22 protein-coding genes and 1 other annotated feature are annotated in these 22,365 nt (G+C 36.1%); all 22 genes read right to left on the minus strand.

All coding sequences use genetic code 11. The features are described 5' to 3' along the window. Positions 1-38: 38 nt before the first annotated feature. Entirely contained in the window at positions 39-965 is a 927-nt protein-coding gene (locus BM260_RS04200) for an RluA family pseudouridine synthase (protein WP_093535284.1), read from the minus strand. Further along, a complete protein-coding gene (gene lspA, locus BM260_RS04205; protein WP_093535286.1) occupies positions 965-1,441 on the minus strand; it encodes a signal peptidase II in 477 nt (158 codons plus the stop codon). Before lspA ends, BM260_RS04200 begins: the two co-directional genes overlap by 1 nt. A 280-nt stretch (positions 1,442-1,721) precedes the next feature. Continuing rightward, positions 1,722-4,472: an isoleucine--tRNA ligase gene (gene ileS / locus BM260_RS04210; RefSeq protein WP_093535288.1), complete on the minus strand. Its 2,751-nt coding sequence runs from the start codon at positions 4,470-4,472 to the stop codon at positions 1,722-1,724. A 74-nt stretch (positions 4,473-4,546) separates the two neighbouring features. Further along, positions 4,547-4,768: a binding site (T-box leader), on the minus strand. A 49-nt stretch (positions 4,769-4,817) separates the two neighbouring features. After that, positions 4,818-5,327 (minus strand): DivIVA domain-containing protein, encoded by a 510-nt coding sequence (locus BM260_RS04215; RefSeq protein ID WP_093535290.1) that lies wholly within the window; start codon positions 5,325-5,327, stop codon positions 4,818-4,820. Between the two features lie 98 nt (positions 5,328-5,425). Continuing rightward, positions 5,426-6,214 carry a YlmH family RNA-binding protein gene (locus BM260_RS04220; protein WP_093535292.1) on the minus strand — a complete coding sequence of 263 codons (789 nt, stop codon included), beginning with the start codon at positions 6,212-6,214 and terminating at the stop codon, positions 5,426-5,428. A 48-nt stretch (positions 6,215-6,262) separates the two neighbouring features. Next, positions 6,263-6,526, minus strand: a complete 264-nt coding sequence (locus tag BM260_RS04225; protein WP_093535294.1) for a YggT family protein — start codon at positions 6,524-6,526, stop codon at positions 6,263-6,265. Positions 6,527-6,544: 18 nt separating this feature from the next. Next, positions 6,545-7,018 carry a cell division protein SepF gene (locus BM260_RS04230; RefSeq protein WP_093535296.1) on the minus strand — a complete coding sequence of 158 codons (474 nt, stop codon included), beginning with the start codon at positions 7,016-7,018 and terminating at the stop codon, positions 6,545-6,547. Between the two features lies 1 nt (position 7,019). Then, a complete protein-coding gene (locus BM260_RS04235; protein ID WP_093535298.1) occupies positions 7,020-7,712 on the minus strand; it encodes a YggS family pyridoxal phosphate-dependent enzyme in 693 nt (230 codons plus the stop codon). Between the two features lie 80 nt (positions 7,713-7,792). Continuing rightward, positions 7,793-8,026, minus strand: coding sequence for a YlmC/YmxH family sporulation protein (locus BM260_RS04240; RefSeq protein WP_093535300.1), 234 nt, complete (start codon positions 8,024-8,026; stop codon positions 7,793-7,795). Positions 8,027-8,313: 287 nt separating this feature from the next. Continuing rightward, positions 8,314-9,093, minus strand: a complete 780-nt coding sequence (gene sigG / locus BM260_RS04245; protein WP_093535302.1) for an RNA polymerase sporulation sigma factor SigG — start codon at positions 9,091-9,093, stop codon at positions 8,314-8,316. An 89-nt stretch (positions 9,094-9,182) separates the two neighbouring features. Continuing rightward, positions 9,183-9,890: an RNA polymerase sporulation sigma factor SigE gene (sigE, locus tag BM260_RS04250; protein ID WP_093535304.1), complete on the minus strand. Its 708-nt coding sequence runs from the start codon at positions 9,888-9,890 to the stop codon at positions 9,183-9,185. Continuing rightward, the gene (locus BM260_RS04255) at positions 9,890-10,732 is read right to left on the minus strand and encodes a sigma-E processing peptidase SpoIIGA (RefSeq protein WP_093535306.1); all 843 of its coding nucleotides are present in this window, start codon (positions 10,730-10,732) and stop codon (positions 9,890-9,892) included. Before BM260_RS04255 ends, sigE begins: the two co-directional genes overlap by 1 nt. A gap of 963 nt (positions 10,733-11,695) precedes the next feature. After that, positions 11,696-12,856 carry a cell division protein FtsZ gene (gene ftsZ, locus BM260_RS04260; protein WP_093535308.1) on the minus strand — a complete coding sequence of 387 codons (1,161 nt, stop codon included), beginning with the start codon at positions 12,854-12,856 and terminating at the stop codon, positions 11,696-11,698. Positions 12,857-12,898: 42 nt separating this feature from the next. Further along, a complete protein-coding gene (ftsA, locus tag BM260_RS04265; RefSeq protein ID WP_093535310.1) occupies positions 12,899-14,188 on the minus strand; it encodes a cell division protein FtsA in 1,290 nt (429 codons plus the stop codon). A 103-nt stretch (positions 14,189-14,291) separates the two neighbouring features. Beyond that, complete coding sequence (locus BM260_RS04270; protein WP_093535312.1) at positions 14,292-14,639, minus strand: small basic family protein; 348 nt, start codon at positions 14,637-14,639, stop codon at positions 14,292-14,294. A gap of 1 nt (position 14,640) precedes the next feature. Continuing rightward, on the minus strand, positions 14,641-15,363 hold the full coding sequence (locus BM260_RS04275) for a DUF881 domain-containing protein (RefSeq protein ID WP_093535314.1): 723 nt from the start codon (positions 15,361-15,363) through the stop codon (positions 14,641-14,643). An 81-nt stretch (positions 15,364-15,444) separates the two neighbouring features. After that, entirely contained in the window at positions 15,445-16,116 is a 672-nt protein-coding gene (locus BM260_RS04280) for a DUF881 domain-containing protein (protein ID WP_093535741.1), read from the minus strand. A 31-nt stretch (positions 16,117-16,147) separates the two neighbouring features. Beyond that, positions 16,148-16,945 (minus strand): cell division protein FtsQ/DivIB, encoded by a 798-nt coding sequence (locus tag BM260_RS04285; RefSeq protein ID WP_093535316.1) that lies wholly within the window; start codon positions 16,943-16,945, stop codon positions 16,148-16,150. 1 nt (position 16,946) lies between these two features. After that, positions 16,947-18,002: an FtsW/RodA/SpoVE family cell cycle protein gene (locus BM260_RS04290; protein ID WP_322788060.1), complete on the minus strand. Its 1,056-nt coding sequence runs from the start codon at positions 18,000-18,002 to the stop codon at positions 16,947-16,949. Between the two features lie 55 nt (positions 18,003-18,057). Next, positions 18,058-19,413, minus strand: coding sequence for a UDP-N-acetylmuramoyl-L-alanine--D-glutamate ligase (murD, locus tag BM260_RS04295; RefSeq protein ID WP_093535320.1), 1,356 nt, complete (start codon positions 19,411-19,413; stop codon positions 18,058-18,060). A 1-nt stretch (position 19,414) separates the two neighbouring features. Further along, on the minus strand, positions 19,415-20,386 hold the full coding sequence (gene mraY, locus BM260_RS04300) for a phospho-N-acetylmuramoyl-pentapeptide-transferase (protein WP_093535322.1): 972 nt from the start codon (positions 20,384-20,386) through the stop codon (positions 19,415-19,417). A 46-nt stretch (positions 20,387-20,432) separates the two neighbouring features. Beyond that, positions 20,433-22,289, minus strand: a complete 1,857-nt coding sequence (locus tag BM260_RS04305; protein ID WP_093535743.1) for a penicillin-binding transpeptidase domain-containing protein — start codon at positions 22,287-22,289, stop codon at positions 20,433-20,435. Between the last annotated feature and the right edge of the window lie 76 nt (positions 22,290-22,365).

Below are 22,365 nucleotides of genomic sequence, written 5' to 3' on the forward strand. Positions count from 1 at the left end.
CTAGCAAGTAAATGTTTGCTTGTTTTTAGTATAGAGTACTATTCCTCATTAATCAACGTTTGATTTTTTAAATTTTGTATCAAATTAGTAAAATCATCTGGAAGTGGGTATGAGAACTCTAAGTATTCTCCCGTTTTCGGGTGAATGAAACCTAATAATCCTGCATGTAAAACTTGTCCATCAAAGTTAATCGTTTTCTTAGGACCATATTTTGGATCTCCAGCAAGTGGGTAACCAATATATTTCATATGAACACGAATTTGATGAGTACGTCCAGTTTCTAATTGACATTCCACTAACGTAAATTTATCAAATCTATCTAATACGCGGAAATGTGTAACAGCATGTTTGCCGTTATCCACTACTGCCATATTTTGTCTTTCTCTTTTATCACGAGCGATAGGTGCATCTATTGTCCCTTTATCATGCGCTATTCGACCGTGCACAATTGCTGTGTATTTACGAGTAACTGTTTTCTTAACCAGTTGATCTACTAAAGAGACATGTGCAACATCATTTTTAGCTACCATCAGTAAACCTGTTGTATCTTTGTCAATACGATGCACAATTCCAGGTCGCATAACTCCGTTAATACCCGACAAATCTTTAATCTGATGCATTAAACCGTTAACGAGGGTCCCAGTTGTATGCCCTGGTGCAGGGTGTACTACCATTCCACGAGGTTTATAAACTACTACAACATCCGCATCTTCATAAATAATTTCTAAATTTAGGTTTTCTGCTTGGATATCCAGTGGTATAGCATCGGGAGGTGTTACGACAATAACATCTCCTACTTTCACTTTATAATTGGACTTAGCTGGTTCATTGTTTACAGTAACATGTCCATCTTTTATAAAGTTTTGAATCTGCGTACGTGACCAATCTGATTCAAAAGATGCCACTGCTTTATCAATACGCTCTTTTGCTTGTTCATTTTCAATAATAAATGTTAAATCTTCCATTACTTCACCTTTTTCTTTTCAGCTCGTTCTTCCTGAAATACAAATATTATTATAATTATAACTCCGATAGTTAGTGCAGCATCCGCCACATTAAAAATAGGAAAATCATAATTGATAATAGGTATTAAAACATCGACGAAATCTACTACTTCGCCTCTCCAAAGTCGGTCAATAAAGTTCCCAATTGCTCCACCAAGCAGTAACATCAAACCGACTTGAAACATCGGTTTTCCTTTTGCTTCTTTATGGAAGTAATAGATAATTCCAATGATAACAATGATAGTGACTATGGTAAAGAATCCTATTTTTCCTTGCAGAATGCCCCAGGCTGCTCCTTTATTTCTATGAGAAAGTAGCGCTAGGTAAGGGTCCCACAAAATAATTCGTTCACCAAGTGACATATTCTTAACGACAAGCCATTTGGTCCATTGATCTAACGCAATGAAAAAAGCAGCTAGTCCATAAAATTTCCACACATTATTTCCCCCACATAACAAATTCTTTACAGTAAAAAATTGAACACTCTCCACTTAGTTTAACACAGAACCATACAATTCGTAAAAGAGCAGAGAAATTTCAATATAGAAAATGTTCTTCAGCTTATGAGGAGTATTTATATTATGCGCTAGATCGGCTGTATTATAGACTTCCATTACAGTTATGAGGTATATTGTTGAATTTAAGGGCTATCTTCATTAAACGAAATATTTAAAAATGTGGCCCTATATAAAATAGGACCACATTTCTTCGTACTATTTACTTCACAACCTCTGCGCAACGTGCACATAATGTTGGGTGTGCTTCTACTGTTCCCACTGTTTCGGAAATTGTCCAGCAACGCTCACATTTTTCACCATCTGCTTTTTCTACTACAACGGAAGCATGTTCTAATGCCAAGCTGTTAGCAGGAGCGTCAGAAGGAGCCCCGCCTAATTCAAACTTAGAAACGATAAACAATTGAGCAAAGTCGATCGCATCTGTTTCAAATAATTCTTTATAGTCATCATTTACATATAGAGCTACTTTAGCTTCTAATGATTTACCAATAGTTTTTGCATTACGTGCTTCTTCTAATGCTTTTAGAACATCATCACGTAATTCCATAATTTTATCCCACTTAGCTGCTAACTCTTTAAATTCAGGATAATTAACGGCTTCTGGCATATCTGTTAATTGAATACTTTCTGCTGTTTCATGCTCTAAGTAAGCCCAAAGCTCATCTGTTGTATGAGGCAGAATAGGTGTTAATAGTTTTAATAGCGCTAGTAGCGTATCATACATAACTGTTTGCATTGCACGACGATCTGGGTGATCCTCCCCATAGATATACACAACATCTTTTGCAATGTCTAAGTAGAATGAACTTAGCTCACTTGATACAAAATTATTAATCGTATGATATACACTTGCGAAATCATAGCGATCATATGCCGCTCTTACTGTAGAAATTACTTCTTGAAGTTTCATATACATATATTGATCGACTTCACGTAGATCTTTAAATTCCACACGATTATTAACCGGATGGAAATCACTGATATTACCATGCAAGAATCGGAAAGTATTACGAATTTTACGATATACTTCGGATACTTGTTTGAAAATCGCATCCGAAACACGTACATCTGCTGTATAATCCACGGAAGCTACCCATAAACGTACAATGTCCGCACCTAACTGATTGATCACTTTGGAAGGAACGATAACGTTACCTAAGGATTTACTCATTTTACGACCATTGCCATCTAATGTGAAACCATGGCTTAACAATCCTTTATAAGGAGCATGACCAAACATAGCTGTACTTGTGATTAGAGAAGAGTTAAACCAACCACGGTACTGATCTGATCCCTCTAGGTATAAGTCAGCTGGGAATACTAAATCATCCCGTTCTTCTAGAACACCTTGATGAGATGAACCCGAATCAAACCATACATCCATGATATCTGTTTCTTTTGTAAAGATACCATTTGGACTACCAATATGAGTGAATCCTTCAGGTAATAATTCCTTCGCTTCTCTTTCAAACCAAATATTCGATCCGTGCTCTCGGAATAGTTTAGAAACATGTGAAATCGTCTCTTCTGTCAGGATTGGTTCTCCATCTTCCCCATAAAATACCGGAATTGGAACTCCCCATACACGTTGTCGAGAAATACACCAGTCTCCACGATCACGAATCATGTTAAATAGACGAGTCTCTCCCCATGCAGGAGTAAATTTTGTATCTCGAATTGCTTGTAGTAATTCATCTCTAAATGCCTCAATTGAAGCAAACCATTGAGCAGTAGCACGATAAATAACTGGTTTTTTTGTACGCCAGTCATGTGGATATGAATGCGTAAAGAATGTAAGTTTCTCAAGTGCACCAGCAGCTTCTAGAGCTTCTGTAATTGCTTTGTTAGCTGTATCATAAAATAATCCTTCAAAACCTGGTGCTTCAGCAGTCATAACACCGCGGTCATCCACTGGACAAAGGACATCTAATCCATAAGCTTTACCAACATAAAAGTCATCTTCCCCGTGACCAGGCGCTGTATGAACACAACCAGTACCAGATTCAGTTGTTACATGCTCCCCAAGAATGATAAGAGAATCACGATCGTATAAAGGATGTTTTGCAACTAAGCGATCCATTTCTTGACCTAATAGTGTACGCTCTACTGTGTATTCTTCCCAGCCTAATTCTTCTGCAACAGCTTTTACTAAATCTAATGCAACAACAAACTTAGAACCATTCGTTTCGACAACTGCATACTCCACTTTTGGATGTAAAGAAATAGCTAAGTTCGCAGGAATAGTCCAAGGTGTTGTAGTCCAAATGATAAACTTTGTTCCTTCTTCAAGAACTCCTTTACCTTCCGTTACCTTAAAGCTTACATAGATAGATGGTGATTTTTTATCTTGGTATTCAATTTCAGCTTCTGCTAATGCTGATTCACTAGAAGGTGACCAGTAAACAGGCTTTAATCCTTTATAAATGTATCCTTTTTTAGCCATCGCACCGAATACTTCGATTTGACGTGATTCAAAATCAGGAGTCAATGTAACATATGGGTTTTCCCAGTCACCACGAACACCCAGACGTTTGAACTGCGAGCGTTGATTATCAATTTGTTGATAAGCATACTCTTCACAAAGCTTTCTAAACTCTGCTAAAGACAGTTCTTTACGTTTCACACCTTTATTTGTTAATGCTTGCTCGATTGGAAGACCATGTGTATCCCAACCTGGAACATATGGTGCGTGGAAACCTGTCATAGACTTATGACGGACAATCATATCTTTCAATACTTTGTTTAATGCGTGACCCATATGAAGATCACCATTTGCGTACGGTGGTCCATCATGCAGTACAAAAAATGGTCGATCTTTAGTATGATCCTGTACTTTTTTATAGATATCCTGCTCTGCCCATTTCGCTTGGATTTCTAACTCTTTCACTGGTAAGTTTCCACGCATCGGGAAAGCTGTCTTAGGCATTAATAACGTATCTTTGTATTCCATCTTATTACCTCCTAATTAGTAAAAACGTAAAAATTGTATTAATCTACACGTAAACAAAAAAACTCCACATCCCAAAAAGGGACGAGGAGTTATGCTCGCGGTACCACCCTACTTGCGATTTCTCAAAAAATCGCCGCTTAGAATGCCATAACGGGGCACTAACCGAAGACACTTACTAAAAAGTTCAGTGCCCTTGCTCCAAAGTGATAATCTAAAGAGTTTATATTCCTGAGCTCTCACCATCCTCAGGTCGCTTTATCAAAAACAAATTTAGACGTCTTTTTCTACGCATATTATATGATATGAAATTATTATAGGTAAAGTATGGCGATGAGTCAAGAAATGTTAATCTTCTGTTACAGATAGTCGATCAATTACTTCTGTATCCACATCATATTGCATTAAATGATTCCAATCATCAGTATTGATCAAGTCTAACTGTGCTTCTACTAACATTTTAAAGCGATTGCGGAAAACTTTTGATTGTTTCTTGAGATCCTCTATTTCCATCGCAATTCTTCTAGCTTTCGTTAAAGCTTCATTAACGATTCGGTCAGCATTTTTCTCTGCCTCTTTCACAATCAGCTTCGCTTCTTTTTGTGAATTGCGACGGACTTCTTCTGCAGCCTCCTGAGCAACGACAATGGATTTATGTAGTGTTTCTTCAATCGAAGTAAAATGACCAACCTGTTCGCTTGATGTTTTAAGCTTTGTTTCTAATTCTTTTTTTTCTTTCGTCAAAATTTCAAGGTCTTTCATTATTTGGTCAAGGAATTCATTTACTTCATCTTCATTGTACCCTCTAAATCCTTTACTAAATTCCTTGTTATGTATATCAAGTGGTGTTAGTGGCATTTTAACATCTCCTTCACTTTACTAAACTTATATTCTTTCTCCCATTATACATTTCTACGAGATTGAATACATCTATATTTGAAATATTCTTATAAAAATTAATTTTTTAGTTCTAATCTACCTATTTGTAATCGAATTTTATCTTTTTTTGTCCTGCCTTCCATCATGATTAATTTCACTCTTCCATGTCCTCTTATAGAAATGAGATCGAGTTCTTGTAATTCAAGGGATACTTGATCTTTCTCGGACCAGTTCACTTTCACTTTCCCACTTTGAATAAGAGATGCAGACTTTTGACGAGAAATATTAAAAATTGAGGCAATTACAGTGTCTAAACGGAGTGAGCTTACCGTTAAGGTCTCAGTCATCCATTCCTCCTGTTGAACAAAATAGTCTTGTGGATTTCCTACATCATCGATATGAACTTTCACTTTTCCAATAGATGTAAAATTAGCTCGTACATAATCCAGTACCTCTAAAGCTACCACGAACTGAATGGCACCATCTTGTACACGTATATCTCCAAATTTACTCCGATCAATTCCTAAGGACATCATCGAACCAAGCACGTCCTTATGTTTTAACGTTACAAATTTAGTAGGGTAATGGACCTCAACTACTCTCATAGAGAAATCAATTTCCGATGGCACATAATAGGAAGGAAACAATAGAACTCTTCTTCTCTCCGCATCCTCTAATGCACCTTCAGCGCTAGAACCAATATCTTCATATTGTCTACGAATCGAGTCTACTATAAATTGCTGCCTAGGATCTAGAAAGTCCGTTAACTTAGGTGCATATCGGTCCTCTACTTCCCGCATCATACTTACAACCTGCTCAATAAAAGGCTGTTCTTCTTTTCTAAAATGTTGCAATACATTTTCCATTATAATATTTCCCTTTCAATTATAGTAAAAAACCCCACGGAAGTGAGGTTAGAGAACTATATTAGCTATATAATATATACCCGTCATTGCTAGGTTTAATACAAAAATTGCAACGATTGGTGAAATATCAATCATTCCTAGTGGTGGAATAATTTTTCTAAACGGTTCTAAGTATGGTTCACAAATTCTACCTAAAAACTTCCCGAAACTCGATTGTTGAATGCTAGGTACCCAAGACATTAAAATATATGCAATTAATGCATACGAATAAATTCGAACACCTAAACTTAATAAAGTTAAAACTAATGCCATAGTATAATTACTCCTCTGTTAATCTAGGTCGTTATAGTAATAATCCGATATTGCTCCATCGACTTCTACTGAATCGGGTGCACAAAGGAATATATCCGTACCTATTCTTTGTATATCTCCACCTAAAGCGTACACTGTTCCACTTAAAAAGTCGATAATTCGAATTCCTTGTTCCTTGTCAATACGTTGCAAATTTACAATCACTGCTTTTTTACTTTTTAAGTGTTCAGATATATCTTGTGCTTCTGCATATACTCTTGGCTCTATTAATATTACTTTGGAAGACTTTTGGACATTTTGAATACTAACAAGATTAGGAGTATTTATTTCCTTAGGCGTGGTATTGAATTTACGTTCTTTAGGTACTGACTTTGCTGTTTGTTGCTTTATATTGTTATCTGACGTTTTTTGTTGTTGAGGTCTTGACTGCTGCGTTTCTGATGCTTCCTCTTCTTCATCTAAGTAAAAGAAATTTTTCATCCAGTTTTTCATGCTATTCAATACCCTCCTTCTCTTTTCCAACCAATGCTGTTCCAATTCTTATAAAGGTAGCACCTTCTTCTATTGCTATTTCATAGTCTCCAGACATTCCCATGGAAAGTTCTGTACAAGGTGCGTTAACTATTTGTTTAGCTGCTATTTTACTTTGAAGTTGCTTCAATTTTTGAAAAACATTTCGGATGATTGTGTCATCTTCTGTATTAGGAGCCATCGTCATAAGTCCAATAACACGAATTTTTTCATGGTTGTGGAGTTGATCTATAAATGCTTCTACTTCATCATAAGGAAGACCATGCTTTGACTCTTCTTGCGATACGTTTACTTGTACAAAACAATCCTTCGTAGAGGTAGCTCTTTTCTCAATTTCATCTGCAAGGCTCATCCGATCCAATGAATGCAGGTATTTTATATGATTAATTACTGATTTCACTTTTCTTGTTTGAAGTGACCCTATGTAATGCCATTGAACATCACTAGAAATGGCATCTAACTTCTTCTTTAAACCCTCTGGTCTATTTTCACCCAAATGCATAACACGATTCTCGATTACTTCATTTGTTCGATTAACAGAAACTTCCTTTGTAACTGCAATTAGAGTTATATCTTCTAACTTTCTATTTGCTCGATTGCTAGCACTTTGCATACGTTGTTGAATTTGTTCTAAATTTTGTTTTACATTTGTCATTCGAAACCCAACTTTTCATCAATTGTTTATATTTATTGTATCAATGAAAAGTTGTTTTATCAATGAAGAACATTGTAAGACTATATTTTTGAGACAATTATAACATCTTTTCCAATTATCGCTATATTTTGTACTGCTATTTTCTTCGTTTCTCTTTTTTTATTAAAAAAAGTTGGATAAGCGCCATTTTCCTCTACTATAAATGAAATAATAAAACCAGTGTCTTTATCAATTTCTGCATCCACGATATAGCCTAATAATTGACCACTTTTCGCTTCTATTACTTCTTTTTGCTGTGCATCTGAAAATTTCATCACTAACCCCCTTTATTTAGTATATGAACGAAATAGGAAAAAAACCCATTCCATTATGATGAAACCTTTGTTTGGATTTACTCATAAGGGAACTCTTTTACTAGCTTTGTTAGGATGAATACACGCATTCAACAACATGATTTCGTCAATGTTTTACACGCAAACCGGGAAATATTAACCATCCCAGCGACTTGCAAAACGTATTAACTATTGTCGTTTCTAAATTTATCAAAAAACAGAAAAACGTTTTTTTCTATAAAGAAAAAAACGTCTTTGCTGAAGTAATATTATGGATTCAATTGACTTTGAATAGTTGATAAAGCACTCTTTTCCAATCGAGATATCTGCGCTTGTGATAGCCCTAAGTCCATCGCTATTTCTGTTTGCGTTGCACCATAATAAATTCTCTTCGTTAATATTTTCTTTTGTCTTGTATCTAGCTTCTGAAAACTTTCTTTCACAGTAAAATAAGTGACCCATTGATCTTCCGATACATCATTGTCGCATAATTGGTCCATCATATAAATAGCATCGCCACCGTCACTGAATATCGGTTCTTGCAAAGACACTGGATCCTGAATGGCATCTAAAGCAATTAAAATATCTTCCACCGGAATATCTAGCTCTTTGGATAAATCATCCAAGGTTGGCTCTTGTAGATGCTCGTTTATAAACTGTTCCTTTGCTTTCATAGCTTTATATGCAATATCTCTCAAAGATCTTGATACTCGTACTGAATGGTGATCACGTAAATGTCTTTTTATTTCTCCAATAATCATAGGAACTGCATACGTAGAAAAACGAACGTTATGCTTTAGATCGAAGTTCTCAATAGACTTGATGAGTCCAATGCAACCAACTTGAAACAGATCATCAGCTTGCTCTCCCCTGTAAGCAAACCTTTGTACTAGACTTAAAACTAACCTTAAATTACACATTACTAGTTCGTCTTTAACAGATTCTTCACCAGCTTGTAATCGGATAAATAATTCTTTCATTTCTTCATGCTTAAGTAAAGGAAGCTTAGATGTATCAATGCCGCATAATTCAACTTTTGTTCTCGTCATAGATCTTCCTCCGGACTTTTTAATTGTTCTAAGTCAGTTTGTCCGGTATAGGTAAGATTATTCTTTATGATACTATCCAATTTCAACCATTAAGCAATAGGTTCGTTTAAGAGCTCCTTTAAATCCAATATTATTTTCTTTTCTAATCGGGATATATATGATTGTGAGATACCTAAATGATCAGCAACTTCTTTTTGAGTCATTTCTTCCTTGCCGTTTAACCCAAACCGACATTGCATTATATATTTTTCTCTATTTCCAAGTAAATTTATTGCTTCGAATACATGTTGGCGCTCTAGTTTTTTTTCCACATCTTCAATGATTAGATCTTCACTAGTTCCTAAAATATCTGATAATAATAGTTCATTGCCATCTGAATCCGAATTTAAAGGTTCATCAAAAGAAACCTCTGACTTCATACGGTTAGTCTTTCGTAAATGCATTAAAATTTCGTTCTCTATACATCTAGATGCATAAGTGGCAAGCTTGATACCTTTATCTAGATTAAATGTTTCTACTGCCTTTATAAGACCTATAGAACCAATACTTATAAGATCTTCTATATTTGTATTTGTTTGATCAAATCTTCTCGCAATATAAACAACTAACCTTAAGTTTCTTTCAATTAATACATCTCTTGCATGATCATCGCCATCCATAAATGCGAGTAACATTTCTCTTTCTTCTTCTCTCGATAATGGTTTAGGTAATGATTCATTGCCGCCAATATAATGTACACTTTTTCTTCTAAATGATAGTACCCAATAATAAACTTTACGGAACCATTTCATCAGCATTAGCCTACACTCCTTTTCTTCAAGTGAAAATATGAGGAACTTTGCAGTATTCCATCCGCCTCATGTGGAAACTTTTCTTTTGCTTTCGTCATCACAATATATCCTTTAGGTAACGGTTGACCGTCAACCAACCACTGATCATACTTGATACCAATAACCCATGTTTTATGTTTTTGTATCGTTGCAATTGGTATTAATCGTAATTTGCTAACATACTCTTTTGGTATCTTATCCAAACTAGCACTTCCCTCAAACTCCCATTCACTAATTGCTTTAAATAACTCATATGGTAATATCTCTTGCAACATTTCTGCCGCTACAAAGTGAACAGGATCATTGGATAATGGTTCTGTACACACATTTCCCGAATCTATAAAAAGGGTTAATTCTTGAGAAACTCCAAATAACGTAACGTTGGATGAATATAATAGCTCTCTTTCGGAATTTGCTATATTTAAATGCAATACATTTTTTGTCAAAAAATATAAACCACCAGTCGCTATTAAGGCAAAATTAATAATCATAAACAAATTACCACTATTGTCATACAAAGGTGCGATAGCTGTAAGTAATCCTCCAGCAAAGACACTAGCAAGTAATGTTAATATAATTGCTTTAATTATCTGTGAACGTTTTTTCCAAAAAGCGATTGAAATCATTACAAAAAACGATAAAAATATTGCGAATAAAGAATGAGAGAAAACGACTGTAATTACTCCAGCTGTTAGAGCAGAAAGAAATAAATACCTTTTCTGATTTTCAATCCACCCAATTTTATTGGCAAATGCTAAAACGGTGTAATTGAAAAAAGTATTGGTTACAATCATTACTTCCGCATACATAACTTCCCTCCTTTTGATTAAAGCTTAGCATCTAAAGTGTAAGAAATTTGTCAAAAGACCGTTCAAAAACGTTCTTTTTTTACGACATAATAATAACTAGGAAAAATTGTGATTTAACAAAAAGTCGTGTAAAGTTTATATCCTCCATCTGTGTAATGCATAATAAAAACCGGGCAAAAGATACACGGTCCTTGAAGGTAAAAACCTGTTTCTATCGTTTCTGGAGTGCTTTGGACAGAAGTTTTGCTGTATGATTACCGATTGATTTTTTTTAAGATGGTGTTCGTGACTGACGTCACGAACACCATCCCTTTTTCTCAGTAATCTTATGGCATTTGTCTTTCCGCCGCCCTCCTACAACTTTTAGAAACAGGTTAGTTCGGTTTTGGATAACTAGAGAAAAAATACTAACTACTAATAGAGAAAGCTCTCGAAGATGTAATTTCGTTCGCTATTTTGCTATTTTACTTAATGAACACTTATTATTTCTCTTAATTTCCACCAGTATGAAAGAAAATCTACTTTCTTCATCCTTCTTTGGATTATAGTATTTCTAATTGAAAAGCGATTACAAATAATTGGTTACTTTCTAATTTCTGACCAACCTGATTATCTAAGCGAAAAACAATGCTATATCCTTATAGTGGAGTACTACTTATATTTGATTGCAGTGAAAGGTGGCGACTCCAGTGGGATGAGTGAGACAGATGAGATATCACATCGACGCGTGAGCGACGGTGATAGCTCATCGCTCACCCCACGGAGGCCAACAAGATGTTGGTCACGAAGGCATTGCCACACGATGTCGCGCTCTTAGCCTTTGAACCCCACCTGAAACGGAAATCAGCAGGATAATCCATTCAAAAAAGTTATCATGAATCCAGTATTAACGATAACTTTTTATATACATACTCAAAAAAAAAAGCAATCACCGAAGTGATTGCTTGCTTTTTGCATATTAGTTTAGTTTCTGCGTTGACGATTTCTTAAGAAAGTTGGGATATCTAATGCATCCTCTTGTTGGTTATGAGAGACATGACGTTCTTGTTGAGGCGCTTGTTGTTGCGGCACTTCTTCTTTACGTTGTTCTCTAATAGGTGCTGTTGTTGGTTGTTGTGGTGCTCTGTTTCCACCAAATCCTGTGCTACGCGGTTGTTTTTGTGTGATTAACTCTTCATTGAATCCTGTTGCAATTACAGTTACAACTATTTCATCTTTTAAGTTATCATTAATAACCGAACCGAAGATCATATTAACTTCTTCATCGGATGCAGAGGCAACAATATCAGCTGCTTCTTGCACTTCAAATAGACTTAAGTTAGATCCACCAGTAATATTCATCAAGACTCCTGTCGCACCGTCTATTGAAGTTTCAAGCAGTGGACTTGAAATAGCCTTTTTCGCCGCTTCAGCTGCACGATTTTCTCCTGCAGAAATACCAATACCCATCAGAGCAGCACCTTTGTTAGACATAATAGTTTTAACATCTGCAAAGTCAAGATTGATAAGACCAGGTACAGCGATCAAATCAGAAATACCTTGAACCCCTTGACGTAAAACATTATCAGCTTCTCTGAATGCTTCTAGCATTGGCGTGTTTTTATCAACGATTTCTAACAAACGATCATTTGGAATGACGATTAATGTGTCTACTGATTCTTTCATCATACTAATTCCGCCTACAGCTTGAGTAGCACGTTTACGCCCCTCAAAAGTAAATGGACGTGTTACAACACCTACTGTTAATGCCCCTAAATCACGTGCGATTTGAGCAATAACTGGTGCTGCACCAGTTCCAGTACCGCCACCCATACCGGCTGTTACGAATACCATATCCGCTCCTCTAAGAGCTTCCTCGATTAACTCTTTACTTTCTTCAGCTGCTTTTTTCCCGACTTCAGGGTTTGCTCCTGCACCAAGTCCACGAGTTAGTTTTCCACCAATTTGTAATTTCACTTCGGCTTTTGACATATTGAGTGCTTGCGCATCCGTATTAACAGCGATAAAATCTACACCTTGAACACCATGTTCAATCATACGATTTACAGCGTTATTACCGCCACCACCTACTCCAATAACTTTAATGATCGCTAATTGATCTTCATTTGTTTCAAATTCTAACATGCTATTGCCTCCTATGTTCTATCTGCTATGATAAATGGTTTGTTATTCAAAAAACTTGTCAAAAAATCTCTTTGCTTTTGTCATGGCGCTATCCTTGTGTTCATTAGTCGATTGAGCAGACTGTTTTTGTTTTTTAGAAACGGCAACTGCTTCATTTGAAACCGAATGCGCTAACGCATGGCTATCACCAATTTTACCATAGAAAAGATCTTCTTTATAGGCATATCTTATAAGACCAACTGCAGTTGTATATTGAGGTTCTCGAACCCCAATGTAATCTGGAGTATATAGTCTCACTCTTGTTTGAAGGATATGTCTTGCTAACTGTCCTAAGCCTTCTAGTTTAGAAACTCCACCAGTAATAACTACACCGCCTGGTAAGTCTTGTAACCCAAGTCGATAAAATTCTTCTAGAACCATTTCAAATAATTCTTCTAGTCGAACTCCAATGATTTCGGCAATATAACGTTGTGAGTATTGTTCTTTCATATCTGCACCTATTACTGGTACTTCAAATAGTTCATCATCTGAAGCATCATCATAGAAAGCATGTCCATATTTTAGTTTAATCATTTCAGCTTGTTCAGTTGGTGTTTTTAAGACAATCGATAAATCTTTTGTAATATGGTCACCGCCAACTGGAATAACGGAAGTGCTGACTAAATGGCCTTCATTGAAAATAGCAATCGTCGTGGAACCACCACCTATATCGATATAAGCTGTCCCATGATTTTTTTCGTCTTCCGTTAATGCAAAGTGTCCACCAGCTAAAGGCTGTAAGTAAATCTCTCTAATTTGAAGGCCAGCTCTTTCCACACATCTTAACACGTTATGTAAAATTGTTTTGGATGTAGTCATCATAATACCGTCAAGCTCCAAACGTGTCCCGATCATTCCACGTGGATCCTTAATTTCTTCTAAGTGATCGACGATGAATTGTTTTGGTGCTATATTAATAAGCTCTCTCTCAGGAGGAATAGACATAACTTGAGCTGACTCTATAACACGTTCTAAGTCACCATCAGTTATTTCTCTATCATCACGATTAACAGCCACTACTCCCTTAACATTTTGTATATTTGCCATATTTGCCGGAATACCTAATACAATTTCATTAATAGACATACCGATCATTCTTTCGGCTTCACTTACCGCTTTTTTAATTGATTGAACTGTTGCATCTATATCTACGATGGTGCCTTTTCTAATTCCGTTTGATTTTACATTTCCAACACCAATTACGTGCAGCGAGTCTTCATTCATTTCGCCGATTAAGACCTTAATGGAAGACGACCCAATATCTAGTGATACGTATAATTCTGATTGATTCAACCCGTGGCACCTCCTAAGAACTCTTTATTTATTATTCTAGTGTAAAAATAGTATAAAGTCTAAAATTTTCTAAAGAAATAGTCAATTTAAACCTAATAATTTATTAATTTTTTCTTTCTGACCATTTTGTGAGCAAAATTCGACGGATAACTGCTATATTCTGAAATAATCGTACACCAAACGCAAAAATCGCCGCTAGGTATAAATCTATCCCTAAGTGTACACCTAAAAATGCTAAAGCTGCAGCAAGGGCTATATTGAAGAAAAATCCTGAAACGAATACTTTGTCATCATAGACATGCTGTAGATGTGCACGTATGCCTCCGAATAGAGTATCAAGTGCTGCCAATACCGCTATAGACAAATAGCTTTCATATATTTCAGGGATTTGTATTTCCGTTAATAAACCGAGGGAAATCCCAAGTATCAGCCCTAATAATGGCAACCACATTTCATGACTCCCCTTCCGGTACTTCTTTTAAGAATTGGTTATTTAGAGCTTGGTCATAAGAGGAAATCGTGATATTTTGCTCGGGCTTACCAATCTTCAGTTTTAAATTATCAATATAAAAGTCATCTCCGATTGTGGAGGCCTCTAACTGATTATACATTTTTTGCGCATCCTCAAAAGTGGAGGTTCCAATTTTAATAGTAAATGGTGCATTTCTTACTGGTATATTATTCACTGTAGTTTTACCATTTACATCTCTAATTGGGGAAGAATAGATAATTCGTTTACCATCCACTTCAATATCATTTGCTTTAAAACGATTGATTTCATTGATAAGTCGGATGAGCAAATCTGGTGAAATACCTTCCACAGGTTGTCCAAGTGCTACGCTTTCTAGGGATGGCTCCACTTTAATAATAATTCCTGGACCTGTATGTTCAACCAGACCTATATCCTTTTTTAATTGTTCTACTGTATCCTGTAAAGCAAGTTCTGCACTTTCGCTTACCATGTTTCCATATTTCAAGATTGTTTGATCTAATACATAAATTTCCGAAAGCAACTCAGAATGTGTTTCGGTTTCTTTGGATAATTCTTGACGAATAGCCCATATATCTCGTGTATCTCTTGTTTCAGGATTTTGAACTGTGTTAAATTGTATCGCTAACATAAAGCCAATTATTAACAAAACTATAGTAAACCGAATATAGACGGTTTTTCTCATCATTCGGCCTCCTTATATCCCGTTTTACTACCAGTGAGAATTGAAGAAACCCCACCCAGTTGAGTAGCATTACTATATTAGTTAGCTATAATCATCTTCACGTAAAGCAGGCATTGTTATTAAATCTTTTTCTCCTACAGTCACCACTATATTATCACTAGTAAGTTGGTCAACAACACCTCCTCCTAGATTTACGGAAGAAAGCAATACTTTTGGATCTCCTACTGCTTCAATCGTAAATGGTGCTGGAAAGGTCTTTCCATCTACTACAATCACTGGGCCTGTACATCTTATATAAGAGTTTGCATGAAGTCTTTGGCCATTAATAGATATAGCTTCTGCACCAGATATTTTAAGCTCATTAATCACTTTAAATACGTGACTTTCATGTACTATATAGTCATTTGGATTTTCTTGAGAAGGATTATAAGCTCCGTCTTCCAATGAAACAGTAATACCTTTTCCTTGTGAGGGAATATCTCCAATCAATAATCGAAGTATTTCTGCTTCCTCTACTAATTCTTCTACACTTTCTTCACTCTCTACAAAAGAATGTTCAAAAGCACGGATTTTTTGTTGCTTATCAGTAATTTCTTCTGTTAGCTCTTTATTGCGTTCTTTTTGTTCCACTAATTTTTCTCTATACTTTTCTTGTTCTTGGAAATTCGAGAGATTTGAAGCGTTTTTTTCGTTATCTTCAGATGAGATACTATACGAATATGCAAGTATAAATCCTAACACTAAACTTACCATCGATATAGTAATAAGCCCTCTAGATGGTACTTTAAGGAGTTTGGTCTTCTTCACTTTCCACAACCTCCTCTTCTACTGGTACATTATACACATCTTTAAATGGTTGGAAAAATGTCCCTACTTCCAAATCAATAACACCCTTCACTTCGGGATTTAGCTGAGAAACAATGGAAGGATAAAAATTCATTTTTTCTCCGAATGATGGAATGATCGCCTTAACTTCATTTCCATCATTCATAAATACTAGGATAGAGTATGCATCATTTTCAGTTGGTGCATATTTAATTTGAGAAATACCTGTTAACACTTCGCTGTCCAATACTTTTAATTCTTTTATCATCCTCAAACGGTTTTTTTCATTGTCAAAACCTGAAAAGATAGGTCCATCCTTTGGTAAAACTTGTCCATCTGTTTTAATAATCTGTCCATTTTCTAAAATTATATGAAGAAAATCTCCATCCTCTAAATAACCTATTTGATGAAACTCATTAACTTGAATATGAACGGATGTTAACCACTTTCGCTTAACTTGAACTGATTCTACCCATGCGTTCTTAGCCAAGAGGTTTTCAATTTTACTTTCATTAAAACTCCACATCGACTCGCCAATATTCAAGGTACTCTCCTCTATGTACAATTCTTTAGGTACTAGTTTTTCACCGTTCACTGTAATCTTTTGAACCTGACTGTAAGAGGATTGAAAATATAATACTATTAATAACGTAGTAACAAAGAGAAAAAGTAGAATGGAAAATTTTTTATTTGTTCTACGTCTTCTGCGTTCTTTTAAGGTAGGTATACGATCTTCAATATCGATGATTTTTTCCATTCTACCGCCTCCCTTCTTTTTCAGTTTCTTGAGCTAAGTTTAAAATAATTCCAATAATCCCCCAGGTCATCACTAACGAAGAACCTCCATAACTGATGAATGGCAAGGTTACCCCAGTCACTGGCAATAGACCTGTAACTACCCCCATATTTAAAAATGTTTGTACTGCTAATAGAGAGGTAAATCCAATAATCATTAACTGACGTTCACGTGTTTTTGCACGCGCAGCCATCGAAAAACTGGTTGAAAAAAACGTTAAAAATGCTAATACGATTATGAACCCACCGATGAAACCTGACTCCTCCAACAAAATAGAAAAGATGAAATCATTTTGTGGTTCAGGCAAATACAAAAACTTTTGGCGGCTATTTCCATACCCAAAACCAAATAATCCAGCTGGACCTATTGCAAGCAATGATTGTATTGCTTGAAATCCGGATCCCAGTGGGTCATTCCAAGGATCTAGAAAGGCTTGTATTCGCACAAGTCGGTATGGAGCAGAAACAATTAGCAGTACAAAAGCAATAATGCCACTCATACCTATCCAAAGAAAGAACTTGAACGGAAGTCCTGCTGCAAACAATAAAAAGAATACAGCAACAACCAATACAAAAGCGGAACCAAAGTCTGGTTGAACCATGATAAAGCCAATTGGCAATAATAACAAAAGGCCACTTTGAATATACATTTTCATTCTAGAATTTTTTACATTTGCTAAAGAGTTAGCTAACACTCCTAATACTGCTATTTTAGCTAACTCTGCTGGTTGAAAATTCATAAATCCAAGAGAAATCCAACTTTGTGATCCATTTCGAACCACTCCAATACCAGGGATTAAAACGCCAATTAGCATGAGAATCGCAACTATATATAATCCTCTCCAAAATCCATCAGACCGTATGAAACTTGCCTTTTGAATAATGAAGGCTCCAACTATCCCTACAATAAGATATGCTGCTTGTTTTAATGCAAAAGGCATTTGTCCTTTGTAATGGACTTCGCTCCAATAGGAACCCGCTGAGTGGACAAAGAATATACCAATGATGGATAAAAACAATACAGAAGATAGGAAAATAAATTTTCTTGTATCTTTCGTTTAGGTCATCCTTTCATTACTCTTTTAAAGATGTAACATGGTCGATAAATTCATCTCCACGAATCTCAAAGCTTTCATATTGATCCCAACTTGCACATGCAGGTGAAAGCAATACGATATCCCCTTCGGATGAAGTCGCTAATGCTATTTTAAATGCTTCACCTAAGGTTTCTGTGCTAACTACCGAGGAGATTCCTTGCTCTTCCCCAAACTTTTGCAATCGATCTTTAGTTGCTCCGTAATGGACTAATGCTTTCACACGATCTAAGTAAGGTATTAGTTCATCAAATGAATGGCCGCGGTCCACACCACCCGCTATTAATATAACTGGCTCTGTAAAACCTTCTAGAGCACTTTTAGTTGCAAGTGCATTTGTAGCTTTTGAGTCATTATAAAATTTACGACCTTTCCATTCCCTGATGAATTGAGTGCGATGTTTAACCCCGTGGAATGTTGATAACACTTGTATAATAGCTTCAATAGGACATTTCATCAGTAATGCTGTCGCTGTCGCAGCAAGTACATTCTCTAAATTATGCTTACCTCTCAGCGCAATAATAGATCGTTCAAATAATCGTTCACCGTTCCAGTAGACGTATTGCTCATCTGCACTTATACCCTCTTTTGTCTTACTACTAACATGAAAAGGTATTTTGGCTGCCTTACTCATTTGAGCATAGTCTTTCACTATTTGCTGTTCTCCATTATAAACTAGCCAATCATTAGCATCTTGCTGTTGGGTAATTTTAAATTTAGCATCTGTATATTCCTGAAAATCTTTATGGTAATCTAAATGTGCTTCATATAAGTTAAGTAATACAGAAACTTTTGGCTTTAACTCTTCTGTACCCATAAGCTGAAATGAAGATAATTCAGTTACGATAATATTCTCTGCTGTCGCTTCTTTGGCAACAGTAGTTGCAACTGTACCAATATTACCAGCTATTTTGGGCTTTTTATCGGCAGCTGCAAGCATTTCAAATATCAATGTAGTAGTTGTAGTCTTTCCATTTGAACCGGTTATTCCGATCATTGGAGCATCGCTAATACGATAGGCAAGTTCTACTTCCGTCCATACAGGTATTCCTCTTTTATTTGCCTCTGTAATAACGGGATTGTTATAAGGTATTCCAGGATTCTTGACGATTAAACTAAAGCCTTCGTCTAAGATATCTTCGGGATGACTTCCACAAATAACAGTTAAACCTTTTGACAACAAGTACTGAGCATTTTCATTTTGCTCGAATGGCTTAGCATCATTCACAGTAACAAATGCTCCTAAGTCATGTAGCGTTTCAGCTGCTGCAGTACCGCTTTTTGCCAAACCTAAAACAAGTATTTTTTTATGAACTACATGTGGTAATTTCTTCATCTCACAAAACCTCCAAGCAGACTACAATCATTGCAGCTATGAAACCTATTGCCCAGAACACAGTAACTATTTTACGTTCATTCCAACCCGACAATTCAAAGTGATGGTGAATCGGACTCATTTTGAATATACGTTTGCCAGTTGTTTTAAAGCTAATCACTTGTAATATCACTGATAACGTTTCAATTACAAAGATAATCCCTACAATTAGCAATAATAATTCATGTTTCACTAGAATAGATACCATGGCTAGCGCACCACCTAATGCAAGAGAACCCGTATCTCCCATAAACACTTTTGCTGGATATTTGTTAAACAATAAAAACCCTAAAAGTGCTCCTGATACACAGAATGTAAATATAGCTATATCACTCTGTTCATAAGCAAGTGCTAGAACACCAAATGCTGCAAAGGCAACTGTTGCTGTTCCTGCAACTAACCCATCTAAGCCATCTGTCAAATTAACGGCATTTGAAAAACCAACTAGCCAAAAGATAAGAAATGCAATATACAATTGACCTAATTGAAGTTCCATTTCTGTAAATGGTATAACTATATTTGTATCAAAGGGTCCTTGTTTTAATAAGAAGTAGGCAATGATCGCAATAATAATTTGACCAATTAGTTTCTGGATAGATGTTAAGCCTAAATTTCTTTTTAAAACGACTTTTATAAAATCATCCAAAAATCCAATAACACCAAAGCCTACTAGGATAACTAACAGTACAATGGACTGAGTCGTTAATTTATCAAAATAAAGGGATAGAGCAAGTGTTGAGATAATGATGGAGGTTAAGAAAATCAGCCCTCCCATTGTAGGTGTACCTGCCTTTACTTGATGCGACTGAGGGCCTTCTTCTCTTATGCTTTGCCCAAATTTCATCCTTCTTAAATAAGGAATAACAATTGGAGCAAGAATAACTGTAAGGATAAAACTAACAATAAGTGTAATAACCGTTGTAGACAATGTCATAAAAAAATCTCCTTAAATACGATCAACTATTAATGAATGTACTATTTTATTTATTTGTGTATACATGAATTGTTCCATCTAATGGGATGAGCCCATTTTCTTTTGGCAGTTGAGAAATTATTTCGTCTCCATCACCATGCCAAACAATATTGAAAGGATACATATAGGACGTTATTTCCTTCCTTTTTGTTCCTACCAGGTTTGGTGTACGTACTTGCTCTACATCTCCCCATCTATACTCTTTTTCTATCTGGGTGCCGCTTCCTTTTGTCTTCAGTGAATCTTCCAAAATTTGACCAACAATAGGGGCTGCTATTACTCCCCCGAATTGAGTGCTGTGTTTAGGGTTGTCGATGGCAACATATACGATAAGTTCTGGATTATCTGCTGGTGCAAAACCTATAAAGGATACAATGTACTCTCCATCCATATACCGGCCATTTTGAACTTTTTGCGCTGTACCTGTCTTGCCACCAATTCGAAGTTGATCACGATAAGCATTTCTACCCGACCCCTCCGCAACTACATGTTCCAGAGCATCTCGCACAATGGCTGAAGTTTCCTCACTAATAACTTGACGCTTCATCTCTGGTTCACTACTTGATAAGATTTCGTTTGTTTCACCATCTATTGTATTTTTTACAATAAATGGCTTATATAGATACCCACCATTTACTGCCGCAGCTACAGCTTGCACTTGTTGAATAGGGGTGACTGAAATACCTTGACCAAAAGAGGTTGTGGCGTGTTCAACTGGTCCAAAGTTCTCTTTACTAAATAGAATACCCGAGGATTCCCCTGCCATCCCTGAACCTGTAGATTTACCGAACCCAAAGTTACGTATGTATTCTTGTAACTTCTCTGCGCCTACTCTATTTCCTAACTCAATAAAACCAGGGTTGCAAGAATTTTCAACAACTTCTAAAAATGTTTGATTTCCATGTCCTGATCTTTTCCAGCAACGAAGCCTAGAGCCTTCTACCATGGTATATCCTTTATCATGAAAGTGATCATTCTGTAAGTCTACTACATTCTCTTCTAATGCCGCACTCAATGTAATAATCTTAAAAGTTGAACCAGGTTCAAAAGTCATCCAGACCGGTAAGTTACGATTGTAAACGGTCGAATCCACCTCTTGATAGTCCGACGGATTGAAATTAGGAGCAGAAGCAAGTGCTAATATTTCACCATTTTTGGGGTTCATAACAATCGCAATCGCTTGTGTCGCTTCATATTTCTGCATAGCTTGCGATAACTCACGTTCCACTACTTGCTGAATATCTAAATCCACTGTCAACTGAACATGATTGCCTTTTACACCATTTTTCCATCCATCGTCCACATGTGGAAGTGGTACTCCTTTTGCGTCGGTAAACATTCGTACAGCAGAGGATTTGCCTTTTAAAATAGAATCATATTGGTACTCGATTCCCGCAAGCCCTTGTGCATCATAACCAGTAAAACCTATTAATCTAGATAACATATTGCCATATGGATAGTCTCTTAAATAATCGACTCCTGCATACAAACCTTTAATATTCTTATCTTGTATTTCCATAGCAAGTTCACTCGAGATATTTTTTCCTTTAGGTGCAATTTTCACCAAGTATGCTCTTTTGTTTATTTGCTCTAAAAGCTCACTTTTTTCCATCCCTATTAAGGAACCAATTTCTTCGGCTACTTGCTCTGGATTCTCATTTTGAGAAGGCATATAAAATAATGTCGGTGCAAGCTTGTTTCCTACGATAACTTCTCCATTACGGTCTAAAATATTCCCACGGAGAGAAGCATAAGGTAGTTCTCTATCCCAGCTTTCTTTTGCCTTTGTCGTAAGCTCATCAAATTGGAAAAATTGAAGCTGAACTAATTTGAGAAGAACTAGGACGAACAAAAAAATAATCATAATCCAAATCAGGCGCAGACGTACAATTTGTTTTAACTTTGAAATTGCCAAATCCCCTTTAGTCCGTTTTAGATAA

Source organism: Psychrobacillus psychrotolerans (assembly GCF_900115805.1).
GTDB lineage: Bacteria > Bacillota > Bacilli > Bacillales_A > Planococcaceae > Psychrobacillus > Psychrobacillus psychrotolerans.

What these genes read in the sequence shown, in the direction of transcription:
- BM260_RS04200 (WP_093535284.1), bottom strand. Translation starts at nt 965, where the DNA reads ATGGAAGATTTAACATTTATTATTGAAAATGAACAAGCAAAAGAGCGT.
- ileS (WP_093535288.1), bottom strand. Translation starts at nt 4,472, where the DNA reads ATGGAATACAAAGATACGTTATTAATGCCTAAGACAGCTTTCCCGATG.
- BM260_RS04215 (WP_093535290.1), bottom strand. Translation starts at nt 5,327, where the DNA reads ATGCCACTAACACCACTTGATATACATAACAAGGAATTTAGTAAAGGA.
- BM260_RS04220 (WP_093535292.1), bottom strand. Translation starts at nt 6,214, where the DNA reads ATGGAAAATGTATTGCAACATTTTAGAAAAGAAGAACAGCCTTTTATT.
- BM260_RS04225 (WP_093535294.1), bottom strand. Translation starts at nt 6,526, where the DNA reads ATGGCATTAGTTTTAACTTTATTAAGTTTAGGTGTTCGAATTTATTCG.
- BM260_RS04230 (WP_093535296.1), bottom strand. Translation starts at nt 7,018, where the DNA reads ATGAAAAACTGGATGAAAAATTTCTTTTACTTAGATGAAGAAGAGGAA.
- BM260_RS04235 (WP_093535298.1), bottom strand. Translation starts at nt 7,712, where the DNA reads ATGACAAATGTAAAACAAAATTTAGAACAAATTCAACAACGTATGCAA.
- BM260_RS04240 (WP_093535300.1), bottom strand. Translation starts at nt 8,026, where the DNA reads ATGAAATTTTCAGATGCACAGCAAAAAGAAGTAATAGAAGCGAAAAGT.
- sigG (WP_093535302.1), bottom strand. Translation starts at nt 9,093, where the DNA reads ATGACGAGAACAAAAGTTGAATTATGCGGCATTGATACATCTAAGCTT.
- sigE (WP_093535304.1), bottom strand. Translation starts at nt 9,890, where the DNA reads ATGCTGATGAAATGGTTCCGTAAAGTTTATTATTGGGTACTATCATTT.
- BM260_RS04255 (WP_093535306.1), bottom strand. Translation starts at nt 10,732, where the DNA reads ATGTATGCGGAAGTAATGATTGTAACCAATACTTTTTTCAATTACACC.
- ftsZ (WP_093535308.1), bottom strand. Translation starts at nt 12,856, where the DNA reads ATGTTAGAATTTGAAACAAATGAAGATCAATTAGCGATCATTAAAGTT.
- BM260_RS04270 (WP_093535312.1), bottom strand. Translation starts at nt 14,639, where the DNA reads ATGTGGTTGCCATTATTAGGGCTGATACTTGGGATTTCCCTCGGTTTA.
- BM260_RS04275 (WP_093535314.1), bottom strand. Translation starts at nt 15,363, where the DNA reads ATGAGAAAAACCGTCTATATTCGGTTTACTATAGTTTTGTTAATAATT.
- BM260_RS04280 (WP_093535741.1), bottom strand. Translation starts at nt 16,116, where the DNA reads ATGGTAAGTTTAGTGTTAGGATTTATACTTGCATATTCGTATAGTATC.
- BM260_RS04285 (WP_093535316.1), bottom strand. Translation starts at nt 16,945, where the DNA reads ATGGAAAAAATCATCGATATTGAAGATCGTATACCTACCTTAAAAGAA.
- murD (WP_093535320.1), bottom strand. Translation starts at nt 19,413, where the DNA reads ATGAAGAAATTACCACATGTAGTTCATAAAAAAATACTTGTTTTAGGT.
- mraY (WP_093535322.1), bottom strand. Translation starts at nt 20,386, where the DNA reads ATGACATTGTCTACAACGGTTATTACACTTATTGTTAGTTTTATCCTT.
- BM260_RS04305 (WP_093535743.1), bottom strand. Translation starts at nt 22,289, where the DNA reads ATGATTATTTTTTTGTTCGTCCTAGTTCTTCTCAAATTAGTTCAGCTT.